Origin of the sequence: Niallia sp. HCP3S3_B10 (assembly GCF_052064465.1) — a bacterium.
GTDB classification, from domain to species: domain Bacteria; phylum Bacillota; class Bacilli; order Bacillales; family Cytobacillaceae; genus Niallia; species Niallia hominis.
In genome coordinates, this window is record NZ_JBQHVO010000012.1 from 47,400 (window position 1) to 67,259 (window position 19,860).

The following is a 19,860-nucleotide window of genomic DNA, read 5'->3' on the forward strand; positions in this document are numbered from 1 at the left end:
TTTCTGAGTTACTAGAACTTATTTTATTCGCAAAAAATATTATTTAACAATAACACAGTCATCCGAGACCACTGAAAAACTGATAGCTATTGATGCTTGGTCGTAACCGCCTTTTAAACTTAGATGTGTAAATTATTTTCCGAGGTGACCACATGACTCATTGGGGCGAGCGCCGAGCCGCTTCACAGCTCACGCTCCTGCAGGGTCTCGGACTTTCTCGCTGCTCCCATAGGAGTCAAGCGGACACCTCTCCAAACCAACTTATTATTCGCTTTCAAATAAATAAAACCTCATTTTATTTGGAGAACTAGACTTTTTCAGTGCCCTCCAGTCATCCTCTGGGGGGTGTATAAGGACGACAATTTCGTTGAACTTTTTTAAAGAACTTTCCTTCTCGTTTGGTTTTATTTTATTGATAGAGGGGGATTTCTCGGTTACTTTTCTGACTATTTTTCTTCCTTATTTGTTACAGAGATGCTTTCTCTGTTACCTTCCTAGCTTCTTTTCTTCCTTTTGCGGCTCAGAGACAACTCCTTGTTCCCCTCCCCAGCATTCCTGTCTAAACAGCACAAACAAACCTGCTCAAACATCCTTTTCATCACGGCTTTTAGCAATCTAAAAGCTCTCAGCTGACAACCCATTAATATAAAAAAACCAATAAAATTCCTCCAATCAAACAAGGAATTTTATTGGTTTTTCCACGCTAATTAACAAGAAAGATTTTCTTTCGTTTTCTCATATACCGCTCTCGGACCGCCAATTAATTTCGGCCGTGACTTTGCAAGTGTAACATGTGCATTGCCAAGGTCTTTAAGGGACGTTCGTATTGGCACTGCAACATGCTTTACATGCATGCCAATAAATGTGTCGCCAATATCTATTCCGCCATCAGCCTGAATGAACTCAACTACAACCGGATCCTCCATGTGTCCGAATGCGAAGGTCGCCATTGCTCCACCTGCATGCCGAACTGGCACAACCGATACCTCTGGCAGATTTCTTGAATGCATTACTTTTCTCTCTACTACTAATGCTCGATTTAAATGTTCACAGCATTGAAAAGCAAGGGAGACTCCAGATTGCTGCTGATAATTCTGACATTCTTCGAAAATAAGTGAAGCAACATCCACAGTTCCTGCAGTTCCTATTTTTTGACCGATTACTTCACTTGTACTGCACCCAATCACAAATAAATGATGTTCTCCAAGCTGTGCCTGTTCTTGATATTCTTTTAGAATCGTTTGTAACTGTTCCTTTAGCTTAAGTGTTTCCTCATTCATATAAAACACTCCTTTTCAAGTTACCTACATTTCTTTTTACTATATCCATCATTGCACAAAGATATTTTGAGTACAAGTAATCTATTCTTTAATTTGGAATCGGCAGATTGTTTGCTGCAGCTCTTTTGCATGCTCTTGCAATTCTAATGCTAAGCTATCTACTTTGCGAATAAGTGCTGTTTGACTTTCTGTAATATTCGTTACCTGTTGTGCTCCTGCAGCTGTTTCTTCTGCAATTGCTGCCACTTCTTGCGATTGCTGTGTAGTATCATATATCTGCTCTTTCTGCTGATGAATCAACTCCGTAATATTAGCTGTAGCGTAGACCATATTATTTGTTGTCTCATTCATCTCACTGAAAATGAGGCTTGTCTTCTCTCCATTTTCCGCTTTCTCCTGAGCATCCTCTACTTGCTTTGTAATTTGCTCAACAACATTTTTAACCTCTGCTTGCATATTACTGATAATGTCTGCAATTCCATCTACTGCTTTAGCACTTTCATCAGCAAGTCTTCTTACTTCTTCTGCAACAACACTAAACCCTGCACCATGTTCACCTGCGCGCGCAGCTTCAATAGAAGCATTTAATGCTAATAAATTTGTCTGTGAGGCGATTTCTCCAACAAGCTTCAATACCTCTTCTATTTCCTTGGAATGTATTTCTAAGTTTTGCACTGACTTTAGGGAATTCGTATTCTCCACTGCCAAATCCTTCATTCCTTCCACTAAAGAATGAACGACCTTATTTGTCTGAACTAATTTTTCTGACATTTGTTCTGAAATCGTTTTGGACATATTCGCTTTTTCTTCTACTGTAAGAGCGATATTCATGGATTCTTCAATAGACTCCGCTGAAGCTTGTACACTTTGTGCTGATACTTCAGCACCGCCAGCAATTTCTCCAACCGAACTAGAAATAGCTAGTGTGTGCTCGAGCGCATTTTCAGATTCAGCAGAAATCATTTTTACGGTTTCATTTGTTTTATTAAAGTTATTTTCAATGCTTTGGACCATTTCTCGTAAATTTAAAAGCATATGATTAAAAGCTAAACCTAAAGATTTGATTTCGTCATCTGATTTTGATACTTCAACATCTTGGATAATATCCCCATGAGCTGCTTTTAACGCACCCTGTTCGAGTCTTTTTAAAGGTTTAATAATAAAACCAGCTGCTAAAAAGCCTAAAAAACCAGACCAAAATACCCCTAATAATAAGGTGACAATGTTAAAAAAAGCCGAACTAATAGCTATTTTACTTTCAATCGCCGGATAAATGATATACATACAAAAAGCACTTGTTGAATAGGTAATTATCGCTAAGATTGTAATAAATAATGCCAGCTTTTTTCTTAAACTAAACTTATAATGCACCTTGGTTCCCACTCTTTTTCCCCCTTGTAAATAAAAAGCACCTTACCACTCACTATTTCTTATTTTTTCCATTGTTTTATCAATCAGCTTTTCTAATTCCTGATAGGTTTCTCGATACATGGAAATAGATCCCCCAAATGGATCACTAACATCACCATTTGGATCATCCTCTGCAAATTCTTTTATCGTAAACGTTTTCTCAATAGAGGATGGATATGCAGACGTAAGCATATTTTTATGTCCATTCGTCATGGTAAAAATATATGTCGCCCAATCAATTAACTCTTTTGTTACCACAGCAGAAGAATGACTATGCTGGATTCCCTTTTCAGTCAAAACTTCTTGTGCTTGCAAAGAAGCAGCATTTCCATCTATTGCATAAACACCAGCTGATTTTACTTCCACATCAGAAGAGAATTTATGCCTTAAAATAGCCTCAGCCATCGGACTTCTACACGTGTTACCTGTACAAACAAACAATACACGAATCATCACTTATCCTCCTTTTATATGTCTTTATTATAGACCAATTTACCTAAAATTTCTATTTACTTATAGTGAAACACTGTTCTTTTATCGGAGAAAACTAGTACATTTTTAGCATTTGTCTCTTGTTAATATTTTGAAAGTTAAATGTAGTTTTCAGAAAGTTTGTTTATAACATCAAAAATTATTTAAAAAGCGGCTCCCATCATTTGATGAAAGCCACTTTTCCTATCAAAATACAGCTGTAAAACTAATTAATAGCTTAATTCCAAATACAAGAAGGATTGCCCCTCCAAGCATTTCTCCATAGGAACCTAACCAGCCCTTTACTTTCCTGCCGATTAGTAATCCTAGCCAGGTCAACACCATCGCACTAATTCCAAAGCAAAGCAGCACAACTACTGTTCTTGCCTGGTATATTCCTAGACTTAAACCAACAGAGAAGCTGTCCAAGCTCACACTGACTGCAAACAGAACTAACCCAAAGCCAACCGGTGTAATTCGGCTGGTCTCCACTTCTTTAAATCCAGTCCAGATCATTTGAATTCCTAATAAAACAAGCAAAGCTCCACCTATATATCCGGCTATTTCACTAAAGTTTTCCGAAAGAAGTTTCCCTGTAATCATACCAAGCAGCGGCATAAATACATGAAAGATTCCAATCACTAAGCCGATTTTTGCGATTTGCTTTAATCTTAGTTGAAACATCCCCATTCCGAGCCCAACAGAAAATGCATCCATACCTAAAGCAAATGCCATTAAAATAAGTGTAAATAGTTCTCCCACAATTGCAGACATTTTTTTGGCCCCCTTGGACTTGCTAATTAGAGATTATGCACGTCCAAGTTCATTTAGAAGTGGGATTCTGCAATATTTACAGATGAAAAAATTTTTTCGAAACTTTATTTAATTACTTGATGGGAAGCAGCTTTCATTAGTCTATTCATAATCGCTTGTCCAACACCCTCTGCTGGAAACATCTCCCCAAAAATGATATCTACTTGCTTATGATCAAAGCTCCGCAAACCGTCATAAAGCTCTGTAGCTACGGTGGATAAATCAGCCCGTTTTCCACAAGCATAAATAAAATCAGCTTGATAATACTCTCTATTTTCTGCCGTAGTAAGAACACCTACTTTATGTCCTTTTTGTTTTTCTTCTTCTACTAATAATTGAATTTTCTCCTTTGAACCGTCTACTAAAAACAATGGTGCATTCGGTGCATAATGGGTATATTTCATTCCAGGAGATTTCGGCTTAATTTCCTTATTAGTCAGCGCCTGATCCATTCTTACTTCTCCCACAATATTTTCCAGCTGTTGCTTCGTAATACCACCTGGACGGAGAATAACGACTGTTTCCTCCGTACAATCGACAACCGTTGATTCAACTCCTACTCCCGTTGGACCGCCATCGACTATTCCGGCGATATATGAATCTAAATCCTCTTTTACATGAGATGCTTTTGTCGGACTCGGTTTTCCAGAACGGTTAGCACTAGGAGCAGCAATTGGCAAACCAGATTCTTCAATAATTCGTAAAGCAACAGCGTGATCAGGCATCCGAACCCCTACTGTGGATAAACCAGCAGTGGCAATCTCTGAAAGCATCCCTTGCTTCTTTTCAAAAATAATAGTTAGTGGACCAGGCCAAAAAGCATCCATTAATTTTTCTGCTGTAACTGGCACCTTTTCTACTAATTCATTTAATTGCGCTCGTTTTGCAATATGTATGATAAGCGGATTATCGGACGGTCTTCCTTTAGCAGCAAATATTTTTGTAATAGCTGAATCTTCCTTTGCATTTCCGCCTAATCCATAAACTGTTTCTGTCGGAAACGCAACGACCTCATTTTTTTTCAAAAGATCAGCAGCTTGTTGTATTTGTGAATAACTTTCTTCCTTATCCACATTTTTATCCACCGACCAATAAATTGTCTTCATTTTTATCCACCTTTTTCAATTCTAATATTTCTTCTTCAAAATCGCTTTTAATTCCCCATTTTTCGACAATACCATCATTTGCTGAAAAGGACAAGCATCTCATTAAATGGGGATAAAAATTTGATTTGTCCACAAATTGTGAATAAATAGTATGAAAAAGTGGATAACTTATGCTATTTATCCACAATACTCATAGGAATATACATGAAATGGGACTTATCAACAGTAAAAACGCTTTTTACGCCATTCGACTCTTTCAATATCTGTGGAATATCATCCATGTCTATCCTCTGAAACCCTAATAGCTGGAATAATTGAATAGAATGCTGATTTGTAACACTGCAATAGATAGCATCCATCTCTTTTTCTTTTGCTAATTTTAGAGCTTGCTGAATTAAAAATAAAATATCTTCTACCTCTCCCTTGGAAAGTATCATCGAACGAAGCAAACCTACTTTTTCAAACGGCTCTATCCCGATTGTTCCAATAAGCGCTTGATTCCCTTCTGTTTCCATTAGCAAAAAGTAATCAAGCCATTCTTCTAATCCTTCTACTTTCACTTCTGCTTTATTTAAAAAATCAGCAATTTTTTCTATATCTGTTGTTTCAGCTTTTCTAATAATATGCATTTTACCCGCCACCTCTTCATCTAGTATTTATTCTATTACTATGAAAAGGGTACAAAAAAAATGCTAGATTTTCTTACTTTAAACCAAACTCTTTTATTTTGTTATATAAAGTTCCTCTGGAGATTCCTAACAATGTAGCTGCAGCACTCTTATTTCCATACGTTTTTTTGAGTGCCTCTTCTATGCGCTGTATTTCATCCTCTTCCTTTTTCCCTTTTTCTCCTCGAATTGAAACTTTATACTTTTCTACAATTTCAGCAGGGATATGTTCCAGCATTATTTCGTTTTTGTCTTCACTTACCAATACACTGTGCTCTATTACATTATTTAGTTCTTTTATATTGCCTGGCCAATCATATGCACACAGAATATGCAATGCTTGATCATTTATTTTGACTACTTTTTTATTGTGTTTTTCGCTATACATTTTCATGCAATCGCTAACTAAAACGGGTATATCCTCTTTCCGATTTCGGAGTGGTGGAATTTCAATATGAATAATACTAATTTGATAATAGAGCTTTTCATTAAACAGCCCTTTCCTTACTAACTCCCCTAAAGGCTGGGTAGAAGATAGGATTAATCTTGTTGCCGTTTTTTTCTGCTGTTCTCCTCCAACTCTAGCAAAAGATTGATTTGTCATATAATATAGAAGTTTTTCCTGAACAGGAAGTGGCATTTTATCTACTTCTTCAATAAATAATGTTCCGGATTCTGCCTGCTCCATTTTTCCTTCCATTTCTTCTATATCTCTAGAATCAAAGGTCATTTTCTGATTGCCAAACAGCTCCATTTCGATTATGTCCTTCGGAACTGTTGAACAATTTAAAGATACAAACGGATTACCCCTCTTAGATCCACCATAATGAATAGCTTGTGCTAGCTGTTCCTTACCTGTGCCTGCTTCTCCGTTAATCAGAACTGGTATCTCTGCCGAGGCTACTTTTTGAGCAATTTCAACTGCCCTTTTTACCTCCTTGCTTTCAGATTGAATGGAGGAAAATGGCTCTCCTTTGTGTACATATAAAGATGAATTCGAATCTAACTCCTGATTTAAACGAATGAGCTTGGTTATATCCCGTTCTGTTGAAATACCACCAATTATTTCATTTTCAACAAGAACAGGGGAAGCGTTAATTAATACATGGGTATGTTCATTTGGCCGATGATAAGTTCCTCTAATCGGATTGCCCTCTTTTAGAATCTTATGTAATTGAATGGATTCTGAATCAAAATGCTCTCCAATTTTTTTGCCTATAATTGCTTCTTTTTTTATATGATAGGTATCTTCTGCCGCACTATTCCAGTAGAAGACCGTTCCGTTCCTATCTACAGCTGTAACTGCGTCATTAACCGTTTCTGCCAATGTTTCAAAATAAGTCGTGACATGTCTATTTTCCCTTTGCAATGTCCGAATTCTCGCAGTAGCGGTCACAATCCCTCGATAATTCATTTCCTCCTTAATAATAACGGGTCTTATCCAATCGATCTCTTCTTTATTAATCTCCTCGCATGAAATAACAGCTGATGGCAATATTCCACTTGCCTGCAGCCATGTTTTAATTGTTTGACTTTTACCTCCTGCTGATAAAAGATACTGCTCTTCTTTGCCAATCGTATATAGCTGCTCACTTTCGATAACGGCATAGGAATAATCGAGTAGCACATCTGCTAGTCTGCTGATTTTTTCATTGTCTGAGAGGAAGATAAACGAAGTTTCTATCTCCAGTTGTGAATCGGTAAACATAGCTTAATCCTTTCTTTCCTTATTATTGATAATTTATCATTAAATAATCGTTTTTTCCAATGGCTCTTTTCGTATTCCTAATTAATTTATTTTGCCTTTTGAAAAATCAACCATTATATAGAAAACAGCCTTTCCAATAAGAGGGAAATGTATCAAAAAAAGCTGTCTCCTAAAGGGAGTCGCACGTGAATGATTCATACACAGAAGTTTTTTACTTCTTTCTAGTACTATTCTTGTGATTCTCTTTAAAGGAGACAGCTTGTTAAGCGCTTATTTAATTGTTCTTTATTATTACATTACTTTTCTCGTACTTAATTTTGCTTGAGTGAAGAGTAGAAGATAGTCGAATCCTCCTGCTTTAGAGTCTGTTCCGCTCATATTGAAACCACCGAATGGATGTACCCCTACTAGTGCTCCTGTACATTTTTTATTAATATACAGGTTGCCGCAATGTTGATTTTCTAATGCATATTGGATTCTGTCTTCTTTAGATGAAAAGAAGGAGCCTGTTAATCCATAATCGGTATCATTATATACATCGATACCTGTTTTCCAATCAGGAACTTTGCAAATAGCCAATACCGGTCCAAAAATTTCTTCTTTCATAATACGAGCATCGGCAGGAACGTCAGCGAAAATAGTCGGTTCCATAAAATAGCCATTTCCTTGTGCACGGGATCCGCCTGCTACTAATTTCCCTTCCCCTTTGCCAATTTCGATATAGCTTAATATTTTATTTAATGCTTTCTCATCAATAACTGGTCCTACTGATGCGTTTACCTCTGGAAGACCAATAGTTAAATTCTTTGTACGTGCCACTACCTTTTCCACTACTTGATCGTATACAGAATCAACAATGATAGCTCTAGAGCCTGCTGAACATTTCTGCCCTTGGAAACCGAATGCCGCTGCCACAATTGCTTCTGCTGCTGCGTCAATATCTGCTGTTTCATCAACAACGATGCCGTCTTTTCCACCCATTTCTGCAACAATACGTTTTAACCAAATTTGACCAGGCTGCACAACAGATGCACGTTCATAAATCCGACATCCTACTGCTCGGGAACCAGTGAAGGAAATAAATCGTGTTTTTGGGTGCTCTACTAAATATTCGCCCACTTCCAAGCTATCTCCTGGAAGGTAATTAATGACTCCCGTTGGTAATCCTACCTCTTCCATTAACTCAACAAATTTTGCCGCTATAACAGGCGTATTATCGGAAGGCTTTAAGATAACAGTGTTTCCTGAAACTACACCAGCAACTGTTGTTCCCGCCATAATAGCCAGCGGAAAGTTAAATGGAGAAATGACAATGCCAACACCAAGCGGAATATACGTAATTTTATTATCCACTTCCCCAGCTGTTGCGTATAGTGGCTGATTTTTCGATGTTTCACTTAGCCGAATCATTTCTCTTGCATAGAACTCAAGGAAGTCAATTGCTTCTGCTGTATCTGCATCTGCTTCTGCCCAATTCTTCCCTGACTCTAAGATTAAGTAAGCGGAAAATTCATGCTTTCTTTCTCTCATTAATTTCGCCGCTTTAAACAAATACTCAGCACGCTCTGACGCTTTTACTTTCTTCCATGTCTCAAATGTATGTAATGCCTCTCGCATTGCTTTTTCTGCATATTCTTTATTCCCTTTGCTAACTTCTCCAATTACTTCATCGACATTTGCTGGATTAATCGAGACTGTTTTTTCTTCTGTCCTAATTTTATCTTTCCCGATTACAAGTGGATATGTTTTTCCTAATTCTCCTTTTACTTTTTGAATTGCCGCTTCTAGTGCATGTTGGTTTTCAATCTTTGTAAAATCAGTAAATGGCTCATTTTTATAGGCTGGGATACTCGTAATGTTTGTCATGTTCATTTCTCCTTTTCGTTTATTGAGTTGATCTTCTTCCTTCATTCTCTCTATCTGTTAACATTTAAAAATAAAAGGGAGCACGCTTTACAGCATTGCTTATTTAAACAAATTTTTAAGAACAAACCATACATTTGCTGGTCTTTCGGCCAATCTTCTCATAAAATAGCCGAACCAATCTTTTCCGTATGGAACATATACTCTTACTTTGTAGCCTTCTTTCACTAGCTTATTTTGCAAATCCTCACATATGCCATACAGCATTTGGAATTCAAACTTGTCTTTATCTATTCTATGCTTATTAGCAAGCTCTTTTGTGAATTGAATAATTTTTTCATCATGGCTGGCAACCGCTGCATAATTTCCATTTAGCATATGCATTTCAATGATTTTTTTATAATTTTCATCTACGTCTTTTTTCTCTGGAAAGGCAACATCTGGCGACTCTTTATAAGCCCCTTTAACAAGGCGTAAATTTGCCTTTAATTCATTTAAATGTTTCATATCTTCTTCCGTACGATACAAATAAGCTTGAATGACTAAACCCACATTTTCAAATTCTCGACGGAGCTCTTCATAAATATCGATTGTTATTTGGCAATGAGCATAGTCTTCCATATCGATACGAACAAAATTTCCGTATTGCTTTGCACGGGAAACAATTTTCCGCATATTGTTCAAACATAGGTCTTTATCAATATCTAATCCTAGTGATGTCATTTTCACCGATAAATGAGATTGGACCCCTGATGCATGAATTTCATCTAACGTTTTTAAAGACATGCTGGTTGATTCATTTGCTTCTTCTTTCGTGTAGACGAATTCTCCCAGATGGTCAAGTGTAACTACTCTGCCGGATTTGTTTAATTCTGCGACCTTCGAAATCGCTTCCACAATAGATTCACCAGAAACGAATCGTCTGGCTCCAAAGCGTAAACCATATTTGCGAGCTAGTTTATTTGCGGATTTATTCTTTGCTAATGACTGAAACATATTTCTCCATGCAAGTTCCATTATCACGCGCCCCTTTTTTTGAACACTTTTGTTTAAAATTTACCCACTGTACATTTGTGTTTAATTTATGCTTTGATTATACAATAGGACTTCCTTTAAAATCTATAATTTTCTGATAAATTTTTATTATTTGATTAAACAAAATACTGGAAGCGTATTACAAAAAACTTATTCCGTCCATTCAAAAAGAGACTATCCTAAAAGTACGCTTCTCAAAAAGAATGCTTTATCTAAAGCCCATTTTTAAGAGAGTACTTCTAAGACAATCTCTTTAACTAATATTATATGTTCGCCGTCTTTTTTCTACCTATAAAGCCCCTTGCTAAAACTCCATATTTTGGGGAACAAAGAAAACTGATCATAAAAATAATTCCTGTAGAAAAGGCCATTGCCCCTGAAATGGAGGTATCTAACCATACCGCAAGATAATAGCCAATAAATGCGGACATAATTCCAAAGCTGCTACTTAATAGAAATAGAATGGATAGTCGATCTGTCCATAAATAAGCGGCAGCCGCAGGAGTAATCAGCATCGCTACTACCATAATTGCCCCAACTGCATCAAAAGCAGCAACCGTTGTTAATGACACTAAAGACATAAATAAATAGTGCATAAAGATAACAGGAATGCCCAAACTTGCTGCAAGTGCTGGGTCAAATGAAGTTATTTTCCATTCCTTATAGAAAGCTATTATAATAACGACAACCACTAATAAAACAATGCTTAGTAATACAACTGCTTCTGGTATCCTTCCAAGGAGCGGAATCTCCATTATCTCCCATGGGATAAACGTAATTTCTCCCATCAAGGTATGCTTCACATCTAAATGAGCATTTCCCACTTTGGTTGCTATTAAAATGACTCCTATCGCAAATAAAGTTGTAAAGACAATGCCAATCGAAGCCTCTTGCTGTACACCTCGTGTATGGAGCCATTGGATAACAATTGCCGTAATCAAGCCCGTAACAACCGCTCCAATCAACATATGGATCCCCGTTAATTCCCTAGTAACTAAATAGGCACATACAATTCCCAAAAGCACGGTATGGCTTATAGCATCTGCCATCATCGCCATCCTTCTTAAAATTAACAAGACACCAATAAGACCACAGCTCAATCCAACTAATGAGGCAGTTAACAATATCCAACCAGTATAGCTCATTATTGTTTTACCTCCTTCGTCATTTCTAATAGTGCCATACGTTTCCTCTGTCTTTTTTGTTGAAAAAATACAACTGCCAAGCCCTTCTTACTTCCTAAAAATAAGGACACAAGAAAAACAGAAGAGGCCGTTACTACAATGAAGGGTCCAGTCGGCCATCCTTTGCCAATTGTACTAAGCAATGTCCCAACCATTCCCGCACTTCCGCCAAACAAAGCGGAAAGAATCACCATCACTTTGAACGATTCCGTCCAATATCTCGCACTCACACTCGGAATTATTAGCAAAGCTGCCATTAATATAACACCAACTGCCTGAATCCCAACAACAATGACTAACACAAGGATCGCCATATATAGTGCATTCATCTTAGTAATCGATATGCCTAAGCCTTTAGCAAAGCTAGGATCAAATAAAAATATTTTCCATTCTTTGAACAAGAGAACTGTTATGAAAAGGACGATTAGAGCTACTATCATCATCGTCCAAACATCTTTGGATACCATGGAGGCCGCTTGCCCAAATATAAAACTATCTAAACCACTTTGATTGCCACCAGGCATCCGATTAGCAAATGTCAAAAGCATAATCCCTAAGCCAAAAAAGACGGATAAAACAATTCCCATTGCCGCGTCTTCCTTGACTCGGCTGGAGTTTCTTATCCACTGGATGAAAAAAGCACTTAATAAAGCAGTAACTGCTGCGCCAATAATCATCACAAAAAGATTTTTTTCTCCGATTATCATAAAGCCAAGTACCACTCCTGGAAGTGCTGCGTGAGAAAGCGCGTCACTCATTAAGCTTTGTCTTTTCCAGTAAGCGAAGCTGCCAATAGCACCAGCTGCCATTCCTAATAAGAATGTACTAAATAAAACCGATTGGGCATTATAAGAGAGAAAACTAAACATTATCGCTTCTCTCCCATCCAATGCAATGTACCTCCATACGCTTTCCTAATGTTTTCTCTTGTAAAAGTTAAATGGGTTGGTCCATGCGCAATTACTGTTTTATTTAGCAGAAGAACATGATCAAAATATTCTTCGACGGTTTGCAGGTCATGATGGACAACCATCACTGTTTTCCCACTCTCCTTTAACATTTTTAAAGTCTCCATGATTGCTTTTTCTGTCGTTGCATCAACACCTGCCAATGGTTCGTCTAAGAAATAAAGATCCGCATCTTGGGCAAGAGCTCTGGCGAGAAATACCCGTTGCTGTTGCCCACCTGATAACTGGCTAATTTGCCGATGTGCAAAACCTTCCATCTTCATTTCTCTTAACGCTGCCAATGCTTTTTGCTTATGCTCTTTCTGCGGCCACTTTAACCAGCCGATTTTTCCGTATTGCCCCATTGTTACGACATCTAAAGCATTTGTCGGAAAATCCCAGTCAACAGATCCCCGCTGAGGAACATAGCCAATTTTCGATTTTGCTGTTTTATACTTTTCGCCAAAAAATGTAACCTTACCAGTAATACTAGGGATGAGATCTAGCAGTACTTTTAGCAACGTAGATTTTCCAGCACCATTCGGACCAACAATACTCGTTAAGGTTCCTTGTTTAATTTGAAAGCTAACATCCGTTAACACTTCATTTTTCCGATAAGCTGCTGATACATTCTCCACAGTAAGAACTGACTTCATCTTACTCCACTCCTCTGCTCAATGCTTCATAGATGGTGGAAACATTATGTTCATACATCCCTATATAAGTTCCTTCTTCCGTATCCGCATCTCCCATCGCATCAGAGAATAATTCTCCACCAAGCTCTATATCGAGTTCCTCTTTTTTGGCTCCTTCAATGACTGCATTGATGGAAGCTGGATTAATGCTGCTTTCGATAAATACAGCAGGAACTTGATTCTCCACTAGTAATTGAATAGTCTCCTCTATATCTGATAATCCAATTTCCGCTTCCGTGCTTAAACCTTGTAATCCAACAACCTCAATATCTAGCATTCTTCCAAAGTAGCCAAATGCATCATGCGCTGTAACTAGTACACGTTTATCTGCTGGCAATGTTTTCAACTGAGCTTTTGCTTCTTCCTTCAATGTATCCAATTTTTCAAAATACGCTTGCTTATTATTTTCAAAATAATCACTATCTTCCGGTAAAGCTTTCTTTAACTCATTGGTTGCTGCATCAAGTGATTCCTTCCATAGATCAATATCAAACCATATATGTGGATCAATTGCACCTTCCTCCTCCTTTAAAAGTTTTTCCTCTGGGTTAACTTCTCCAATAGCAAGAACTGGTCTTGTTTTCCCAATCTCTTCAAAGACCTTTACCATATTCGCTTCTAGATGTAACCCACTATAAAAGATAATATCCGCACCCTCCATTTTCTGGATATCTCCTTGGGTAGCCGTATATAAATGCGGGTCTACACCAGGTCCCATTAGACTATTCACCTCTACTTTATCTCCGCCAATTACCGACATTGGTTCTGCAATTTGTGCAATTGTAGTAACAATCGCAAGCTTACCATCTTCCTTAGACCCGGTTGATTCAGCTGAACAACCCGTTAAAAAAAAGAATGTTATTACTAATCCTGTTAACACAAACTTCCACATTGTTATTCCCCCTTTTCATCATCACAAAAATCATAACCTATAGACAATTTGTTTCCTTAAGGAAACTTTTATGTTTATATACAAAATACTTAACTATCTGAAAAATATCAATGGTTTAAGATGAATTAGGTATATTTACTTAACTTTTTTGTTTGGGCAATATCTTCAACCAACAAAAAAAGATGCTCTCTAACAAGCATCTTCCCAATTCATTGTCTATTATCCAAAAATCTTTTCCCATAATTCTACTAAGAAAAATTTCACTTCTACTTCCTCTTCTTCCTCTTTAACAAATACAGGATCTTCTTTCTCTTCCACTTTCTTTTCTACCTTTGCTGGTTTTTCCTTTTCAGCTTTCTTGTCTTCGACTGTCTCTACTTTGGTATTTTTTTCTTTATCTGCTTTTTCTTCTTCCTCAAATCCATCACTTACTGCTACTCCGTTAGAAAAATCTAGGAAGCATAATGGCGGGAAAAGAACACACCACCAATTAGCACCTTCCCCTTCTCCTAAAGTAATAAGAATTGCATCATATTGACCTGCTGGATATAAGAACTCACCATACAGCTTCGTTGGAAAATCTACTTTATCAAACGTAACATCCACTGCTTGCTTAGCATTTTCTTCCGCTACTACGCTTTCTGCAATCTGCTGAATCTCTGGTAACTTTGCTTTTAATAAGTCTTTAGCAGCTTCCTTGGAAGTCAATTCAGAAACCCAGTTTGTAATTTCTTCATTTACAGCATCTCTTACTTTTCTTTTTAATGCCTGATCTTCTTCTAAATCACTATTTGCTAAGATTCTAAGACGAATCGCATCATTCGGAATGATTACCTCATTATTTGCTGCTACTTCAGTTTTTGGAATATATAAACTCATAATAGTTGTTAGAATAAGTACAAATAAATAAATAGTTGCCATCGGTTTGTTTTTCATCTTTAGCACCGCCCCTTCACTAACACAGTGTGGACAGATTAATAGAATCTTAAACTAGTAAAATTAATTTTTTCTGCATTGGGGGATACTCTATTTAGATACGTTGGATTTTAGTTGTGAGGTTGGCGTGTTTACTTGCAGGTTTGGCTTGTTTTCTTGCGACTTTCCCACTTTTACTTGCGAGTCCGGCTACTTTTCTTGCGCTTCCATACCATACTTGCAGGTTCGACAACTTTTCTTGCGACTTTCCCACTTTTACTTGCGAGTTCGGCTACTTTTCTTGCGACTTTCCCACTTTTACTTGCTAGTCCGGCAACTTTTCTTGCGACTTTCCCACTTTTACTTGCGAGTCCAGCAACTTCACTTACAACTCCTACACTCCCACCAACTAAAATAAGACACATCCCACACCTTAACATGTGTATGGAATATGTCTTTCTAAAAGTCAACCAAAAAGCAGAATGAAACAAAATCAAAATCCTACTTCTGCAAATACCATTCGATCTTTGCCATTAATATCAAATTGCACTTCTACTTTTGCTTGGGGAAATGCTGCTTGCAAGAGCTGCGCTACTGATTTGCTTTGTCCTGCACCTACTTCAAATCCAATAATAGCTTTATCCTTTAGAACATTAGGTAATTCTTCACAGAGTCTTTTATACAAAACAAGACCATCTTCTCCAGCAAATAGTGCTCTATGTGGCTCATGCTCGGTAACAACATCAGACATTGTCACGATGTCTCCTTTTGGAATGTATGGAGGATTGGAGAGGACAACATCAACCATTTGCCCCTTTGCAATAAATGGCTGCAAAAGATCTCCCTGTATGAATTCAATAGAATCCGCGCCTAAATTCTCAGCGTTTTGCTTTGCTACAGCTAACGAAACTTCATATAGATCTGTAGCTATTACCTGCAACGAAGGATTTTCAAGCTTCATTGTTACTGCAATCGCACCGCTTCCTGTTCCGACATCCACTAGTTTTAAGGCTGCTTTTTTCCCGAACAGCCTGTCTATCCGTGCAAGCGCAGATTGAACAAGCTCCTCAGTTTCTGGACGAGGAATAAGTACTTCTTTATTTACAGTAAAGGCTCGTCCATAAAATTCTTCCTGTCCAATAATATATTGAACTGGCAGTCCTTGGGCATGTAAATAAATCAGCTTTTTAAAGCTTTCCAGTTGTTCTTCTTCCATCTCTTCACGAAATTTAACGAGCATTTCTGATCTACTTACTTGCAATGAATGCCTAAGTAAGATTTCCGCTGCGTATTCTTCCCTGTCATGCTCCTTTAAATAAGAAGAAGCCCATTTTAGGGCTTCGAATACTTTACACATCGGAAGCACTTTCCAAACGACTAGATTGTTCTTCAAAAATAAGCGCATCAATAATATCGTCCATTTTTCCTTGAAGAATTTGATCTAGCTTTTGAATAGTCAATCCAATACGGTGGTCTGTTACACGATTTTGCGGGAAGTTATACGTCCGAATTCGCTCTGAACGATCCCCCGTTCCCACCGCTGATTTACGTTGTTGATCATATTCCGCTTGTGCTTCTTGCTGGAATTTATCATAAACACGTGCTCGTAATACTTTCATTGCTTTTTCTTTATTTTTAATCTGTGATTTTTCATCCTGACAGGAAACAACAGTGCCTGTTGGAAGATGGGTTAAACGGACTGCAGACATCGTTGTATTAACACTTTGTCCTCCAGGTCCACTAGATGCAAATGTGTCAACCCGAATATCTTTTTCATGTATTTCAATTTCTACTTCTTCTGCTTCAGGCAAGCACGCTACTGTAGCAGTAGATGTATGAATACGACCGCCAGATTCTGTTTCTGGGACACGCTGTACACGGTGGGCACCATTTTCAAATTTCAATTTGCTGTATGCCCCTTTTCCGTTAATCATAAAGATGATTTCTTTGTAGCCACCAACACCTGTTGAGCTTGCATCAATGACTTCCATTTTCCACCCTTGCGCCTCAGCAAAACGGCTATACATCCGGAAAAGATCCCCTGCAAATAAAGCAGCCTCATCTCCGCCAGCTGCTCCCCTTACTTCCATGATAACGTTTTTATCATCATTCGGATCTTTAGGGATCAACAAAATTTTTAAACGCGCTTCTAATTCTTCGATACGCGCAGCCGTTTCATCTAGCTCTTCCTTCACCATTTCGCGCATTTCTGGATCTAGCTTTTCTTCCAGCATCGTTTTAGCTTCCGTATGCTGTTCTTTTACTTCTTTATATTCACGATAAACTTCTACTGTTTCTTGAATATCCGATTGCTCTTTCGAATAGTCACGCAGTTTTTTTGTATCATTCACAATTTCAGGATCACTTAATAATTCATTAAGCTTTTCATAACGATCCTCTACAGCTTGAAGACGATCAAACACACTATTCACCTCGTTTTTATCCATAACGTATTCATTATATTATAGGCTATTTTCGCCGTCAAAACCAATTTCTTATGAAAAATGGCATTTATGGCTTATTTTCACTCCTCATAAAGCCCATTGCTTTCACAGCCCCTCTTCCTTCACACAGGAGTCGAGTGTCTCCTGTTTCAGAAGAACATAACCTCTTCTAACAATAAGACCTATGAATTTTCAAGAAAAAATAAACGCTCCCTTTTGCTCAATAACCACAAGAATTTTTACAGAGTCAATTTTCCATTTATCTATTATAATAGAGTTAACACTAAAAAGAGAGGATACAACAGAATGTCCCTTACCAATCAATCCGTTTATGAATATGTGATGGAGCAAGCTCCATCCATCACAAAGACTTGGTTTTCCATTAAAGACGGGGAAGCAGGATCTATTTATTCAAAGAATACTTCCTCATCTGTTGCAGAGCTATTAACCAAACAGCATACGTATACAATCCAAACTGTTATGAGCGCTTTTCTAGAAGATGAGAGCATTTTTGCTGAAAATCTAGAGCTTTGGGCAAATAAGGTAGCTAAAAGTAGAGTAGAACTAGGCACACCAGTTCACGAAGTTTTGCAGGCATTAAGTATCACTAGACAAGTTATATGGGACTCTATTGAACAGTTTATCCTTGAACAAAAAAATATACCAACTGAATTAATATTACAATGGAGTTCAAAATTTCACTTTACTTTTGATCGACTAACGAATCAATTCACAACCATGTATCACGCTTTCACAAAGCAAAAGCTTCATTCTCAACAGGAATTAATCCAACAATTAAGCGTCCCTGTTATTCCGATTACAGAATCAATTGGGGTCCTCCCATTAGTCGGAGACATCGATAGCTTACGAGCAAAATTTATTCTTGAAGTTGTTCCTGTTAAATGCAAAGAGGAAGGGATTAATCATCTGTTCATTGATTTATCTGGTATTTCTTCTATCGATACAAAGGTGGTGCATGAACTAATGAAACTAACTAAAATCCTTTCCTTCATTGGCATTGAAGCAACCATTTCTGGACTTAGTCCTGACACGGCCCAGCAGATTACTACGCTAGGAATTAGTTTAGGAAATGTCCCTACCTATAGTACACTGAAACAAGCGTTATCTTTTGAACAGACGCCCGTTCAAAAGGCTTTGAATGTAAAAGTAATATCGGTAGATTAACATTATTCTGTCATCCATATCGATCTACATAATAACAAATTCGTTAAAAAAACTCCGATAATTTCTACTTATTCACTCAATAGGAACTAGAGAAATAAGAGACTATCGGAGTTTTTATTACAATTATTTATCTATTAAACTAGTAAAATGGTTAAGCGAATTAATTCAGTAATTTTTCCCCTACAACAAACTCATCACGTATCTCGCCAACAATTTCTTCTAATATATCCTCCATTGTGACAAGACCAACAATTACCCCTCGTTCATTCTTTACTAATCCCATATGCACTCTTTCCTGCTGCATTTTAAGAAGAGCTGTTTTAATAGGTGCGCTTTGTAGAAAAATAGGCATCTCATGAATAAACTCTTCCATTTTTGTTTCTCTTCCTGCTACAACATTTGTTAGCATCTCTTTCGTATTTACATAGCCTACTAGCTTTGTTTGATCTTTGGTAACAGGATATCGCGTATATTCATGTTTATCCAACAGTGTCAAAACCTCTTCAAAAGACATTTCTAATTCCACATTCACAATCTGTTCTCGCGGAATCATAATTTCTTTCAAAATTCGATTATCGAAAGCAAAAATATTCTTTAAATACGCTAATTCAGTCTGGTTGATTTCGCCACTTTCATAGCTTTGATTCACTATAAGCTTTAATTCCTCTTCCGAGTGAGCTGTTTCATGCCCAATTGGTTTTATGCCAAACCATCCAAGGATTGCTTGTGATGAGCCATTTAATGCATGGATAATAGGCTTCGTAATTCTTCCAAACCAATATAATCCAGGAGCTAGCATTAAAGTCATTTTTTCAGCATATTGGATTGCTAGTGTCTTTGGAGCAAGTTCTCCAATTACTACATGCAAAAAGGAAACTACTGATAAAGCTATCGCATAAGAAAGAACGGTTGATAAAGCACCTGGTACATCAAACCTTTCAAACAAAGGATGGAGCATCTTTTCCACAGTCGGTTCTCCTAACGCTCCTAAAACCAATGCAGTAATGGTTATTCCCAGCTGACAGGCAGATAAATAATAATCCAACTCGTTGGCAACTTTCTTTGCTACTACCGCCTTTTTATTGCCTTCTGCAATTAACTGATCCAGTCTTGACATCCTTACTTTTAATATCGCAAATTCAGCACCTACAAAAAATGCTGTCAATAAAATAAATACTGCTACTAAAAACAAATTTAATAGAATAATACTGTCCAATTATTTCCCTCTAGCCTTGAGGGATTCA

At 37.4% G+C, this 19,860-nt stretch carries 19 protein-coding genes; 1 reads left to right on the forward strand and 18 read right to left on the reverse strand.

The features are described from left to right. Nucleotides 1–707: 707 nt before the first annotated feature. The 17 genes from ACTNDN_RS08095 to prfA all read right to left on the reverse strand — a co-directional run bounded on the left by ACTNDN_RS08095 (nt 708) and on the right by prfA (nt 17,410). Nucleotides 708–1,280, reverse strand: a complete 573-nt coding sequence (locus tag ACTNDN_RS08095) for a TIGR01440 family protein (RefSeq protein ID WP_031536721.1) — start codon at nt 1,278–1,280, stop codon at nt 708–710. Nucleotides 1,281–1,361: 81 nt separating this feature from the next. Continuing rightward, the gene (locus ACTNDN_RS08100; protein ID WP_109768639.1) at nt 1,362–2,663 is read right to left on the reverse strand and encodes a methyl-accepting chemotaxis protein; all 1,302 of its coding nucleotides are present in this window, start codon (nt 2,661–2,663) and stop codon (nt 1,362–1,364) included. A gap of 30 nt (nt 2,664–2,693) precedes the next feature. Next, nucleotides 2,694–3,143, reverse strand: coding sequence for a low molecular weight protein arginine phosphatase (locus ACTNDN_RS08105; RefSeq protein WP_235252149.1), 450 nt, complete (start codon nt 3,141–3,143; stop codon nt 2,694–2,696). 225 nt (nt 3,144–3,368) lie between these two features. Further along, entirely contained in the window at nt 3,369–3,935 is a 567-nt protein-coding gene (locus ACTNDN_RS08110; protein WP_109768637.1) for a manganese efflux pump, read from the reverse strand. Between the two features lie 104 nt (nt 3,936–4,039). Continuing rightward, the gene (locus ACTNDN_RS08115) at nt 4,040–5,080 is read right to left on the reverse strand and encodes an L-threonylcarbamoyladenylate synthase (RefSeq protein WP_048717521.1); all 1,041 of its coding nucleotides are present in this window, start codon (nt 5,078–5,080) and stop codon (nt 4,040–4,042) included. Between the two features lie 173 nt (nt 5,081–5,253). Further along, nucleotides 5,254–5,709 carry a GNAT family N-acetyltransferase gene (locus ACTNDN_RS08120; RefSeq protein WP_048717523.1) on the reverse strand — a complete coding sequence of 152 codons (456 nt, stop codon included), beginning with the start codon at nt 5,707–5,709 and terminating at the stop codon, nt 5,254–5,256. Nucleotides 5,710–5,782: 73 nt separating this feature from the next. Continuing rightward, a complete protein-coding gene (locus tag ACTNDN_RS08125; RefSeq protein WP_441131056.1) occupies nt 5,783–7,456 on the reverse strand; it encodes a sigma-54 interaction domain-containing protein in 1,674 nt (557 codons plus the stop codon). Between the two features lie 291 nt (nt 7,457–7,747). Continuing rightward, nucleotides 7,748–9,322 (reverse strand): L-glutamate gamma-semialdehyde dehydrogenase, encoded by a 1,575-nt coding sequence (pruA, locus tag ACTNDN_RS08130; RefSeq protein WP_441131057.1) that lies wholly within the window; start codon nt 9,320–9,322, stop codon nt 7,748–7,750. Between the two features lie 99 nt (nt 9,323–9,421). Beyond that, the gene (locus tag ACTNDN_RS08135) at nt 9,422–10,336 is read right to left on the reverse strand and encodes a proline dehydrogenase family protein (RefSeq protein ID WP_031536729.1); all 915 of its coding nucleotides are present in this window, start codon (nt 10,334–10,336) and stop codon (nt 9,422–9,424) included. A gap of 281 nt (nt 10,337–10,617) precedes the next feature. Further along, nucleotides 10,618–11,499 (reverse strand): metal ABC transporter permease, encoded by an 882-nt coding sequence (locus ACTNDN_RS08140; RefSeq protein WP_441131058.1) that lies wholly within the window; start codon nt 11,497–11,499, stop codon nt 10,618–10,620. Continuing rightward, nucleotides 11,499–12,407 (reverse strand): metal ABC transporter permease, encoded by a 909-nt coding sequence (locus ACTNDN_RS08145; protein ID WP_251629633.1) that lies wholly within the window; start codon nt 12,405–12,407, stop codon nt 11,499–11,501. The genes ACTNDN_RS08140 and ACTNDN_RS08145 overlap by 1 nt, the downstream gene beginning before the upstream one ends. Continuing rightward, complete coding sequence (locus ACTNDN_RS08150; protein WP_031536732.1) at nt 12,407–13,141, reverse strand: metal ABC transporter ATP-binding protein; 735 nt, start codon at nt 13,139–13,141, stop codon at nt 12,407–12,409. The genes ACTNDN_RS08145 and ACTNDN_RS08150 overlap by 1 nt, the downstream gene beginning before the upstream one ends. Nucleotide 13,142: 1 nt before the next feature. Next, nucleotides 13,143–14,072, reverse strand: coding sequence for a metal ABC transporter solute-binding protein, Zn/Mn family (locus ACTNDN_RS08155; protein ID WP_031536733.1), 930 nt, complete (start codon nt 14,070–14,072; stop codon nt 13,143–13,145). A 219-nt stretch (nt 14,073–14,291) separates the two neighbouring features. Continuing rightward, nucleotides 14,292–15,008 carry a stage II sporulation protein R gene (gene spoIIR, locus ACTNDN_RS08160; RefSeq protein ID WP_031536734.1) on the reverse strand — a complete coding sequence of 239 codons (717 nt, stop codon included), beginning with the start codon at nt 15,006–15,008 and terminating at the stop codon, nt 14,292–14,294. A gap of 173 nt (nt 15,009–15,181) precedes the next feature. Then, nucleotides 15,182–15,412, reverse strand: coding sequence for a hypothetical protein (locus ACTNDN_RS08165; RefSeq protein WP_441131060.1), 231 nt, complete (start codon nt 15,410–15,412; stop codon nt 15,182–15,184). A 68-nt stretch (nt 15,413–15,480) separates the two neighbouring features. Continuing rightward, nucleotides 15,481–16,344 carry a peptide chain release factor N(5)-glutamine methyltransferase gene (gene prmC / locus ACTNDN_RS08170; protein WP_031538938.1) on the reverse strand — a complete coding sequence of 288 codons (864 nt, stop codon included), beginning with the start codon at nt 16,342–16,344 and terminating at the stop codon, nt 15,481–15,483. After that, nucleotides 16,337–17,410, reverse strand: coding sequence for a peptide chain release factor 1 (prfA, locus tag ACTNDN_RS08175; RefSeq protein WP_031538940.1), 1,074 nt, complete (start codon nt 17,408–17,410; stop codon nt 16,337–16,339). The genes prmC and prfA overlap by 8 nt, the downstream gene beginning before the upstream one ends. Nucleotides 17,411–17,737: 327 nt before the next feature. On the opposite strand from prfA, the gene ACTNDN_RS08180 reads away from it, so the two are divergent. Then, a complete protein-coding gene (locus ACTNDN_RS08180; protein WP_048718863.1) occupies nt 17,738–18,616 on the forward strand; it encodes an STAS domain-containing protein in 879 nt (292 codons plus the stop codon). Between the two features lie 160 nt (nt 18,617–18,776). Here ACTNDN_RS08180 and ACTNDN_RS08185 read toward each other — a convergent pair whose 3' ends face one another. Beyond that, a complete protein-coding gene (locus ACTNDN_RS08185) occupies nt 18,777–19,832 on the reverse strand; it encodes a hemolysin family protein (RefSeq protein ID WP_441131061.1) in 1,056 nt (351 codons plus the stop codon). Nucleotides 19,833–19,860 lie beyond the last annotated feature (28 nt).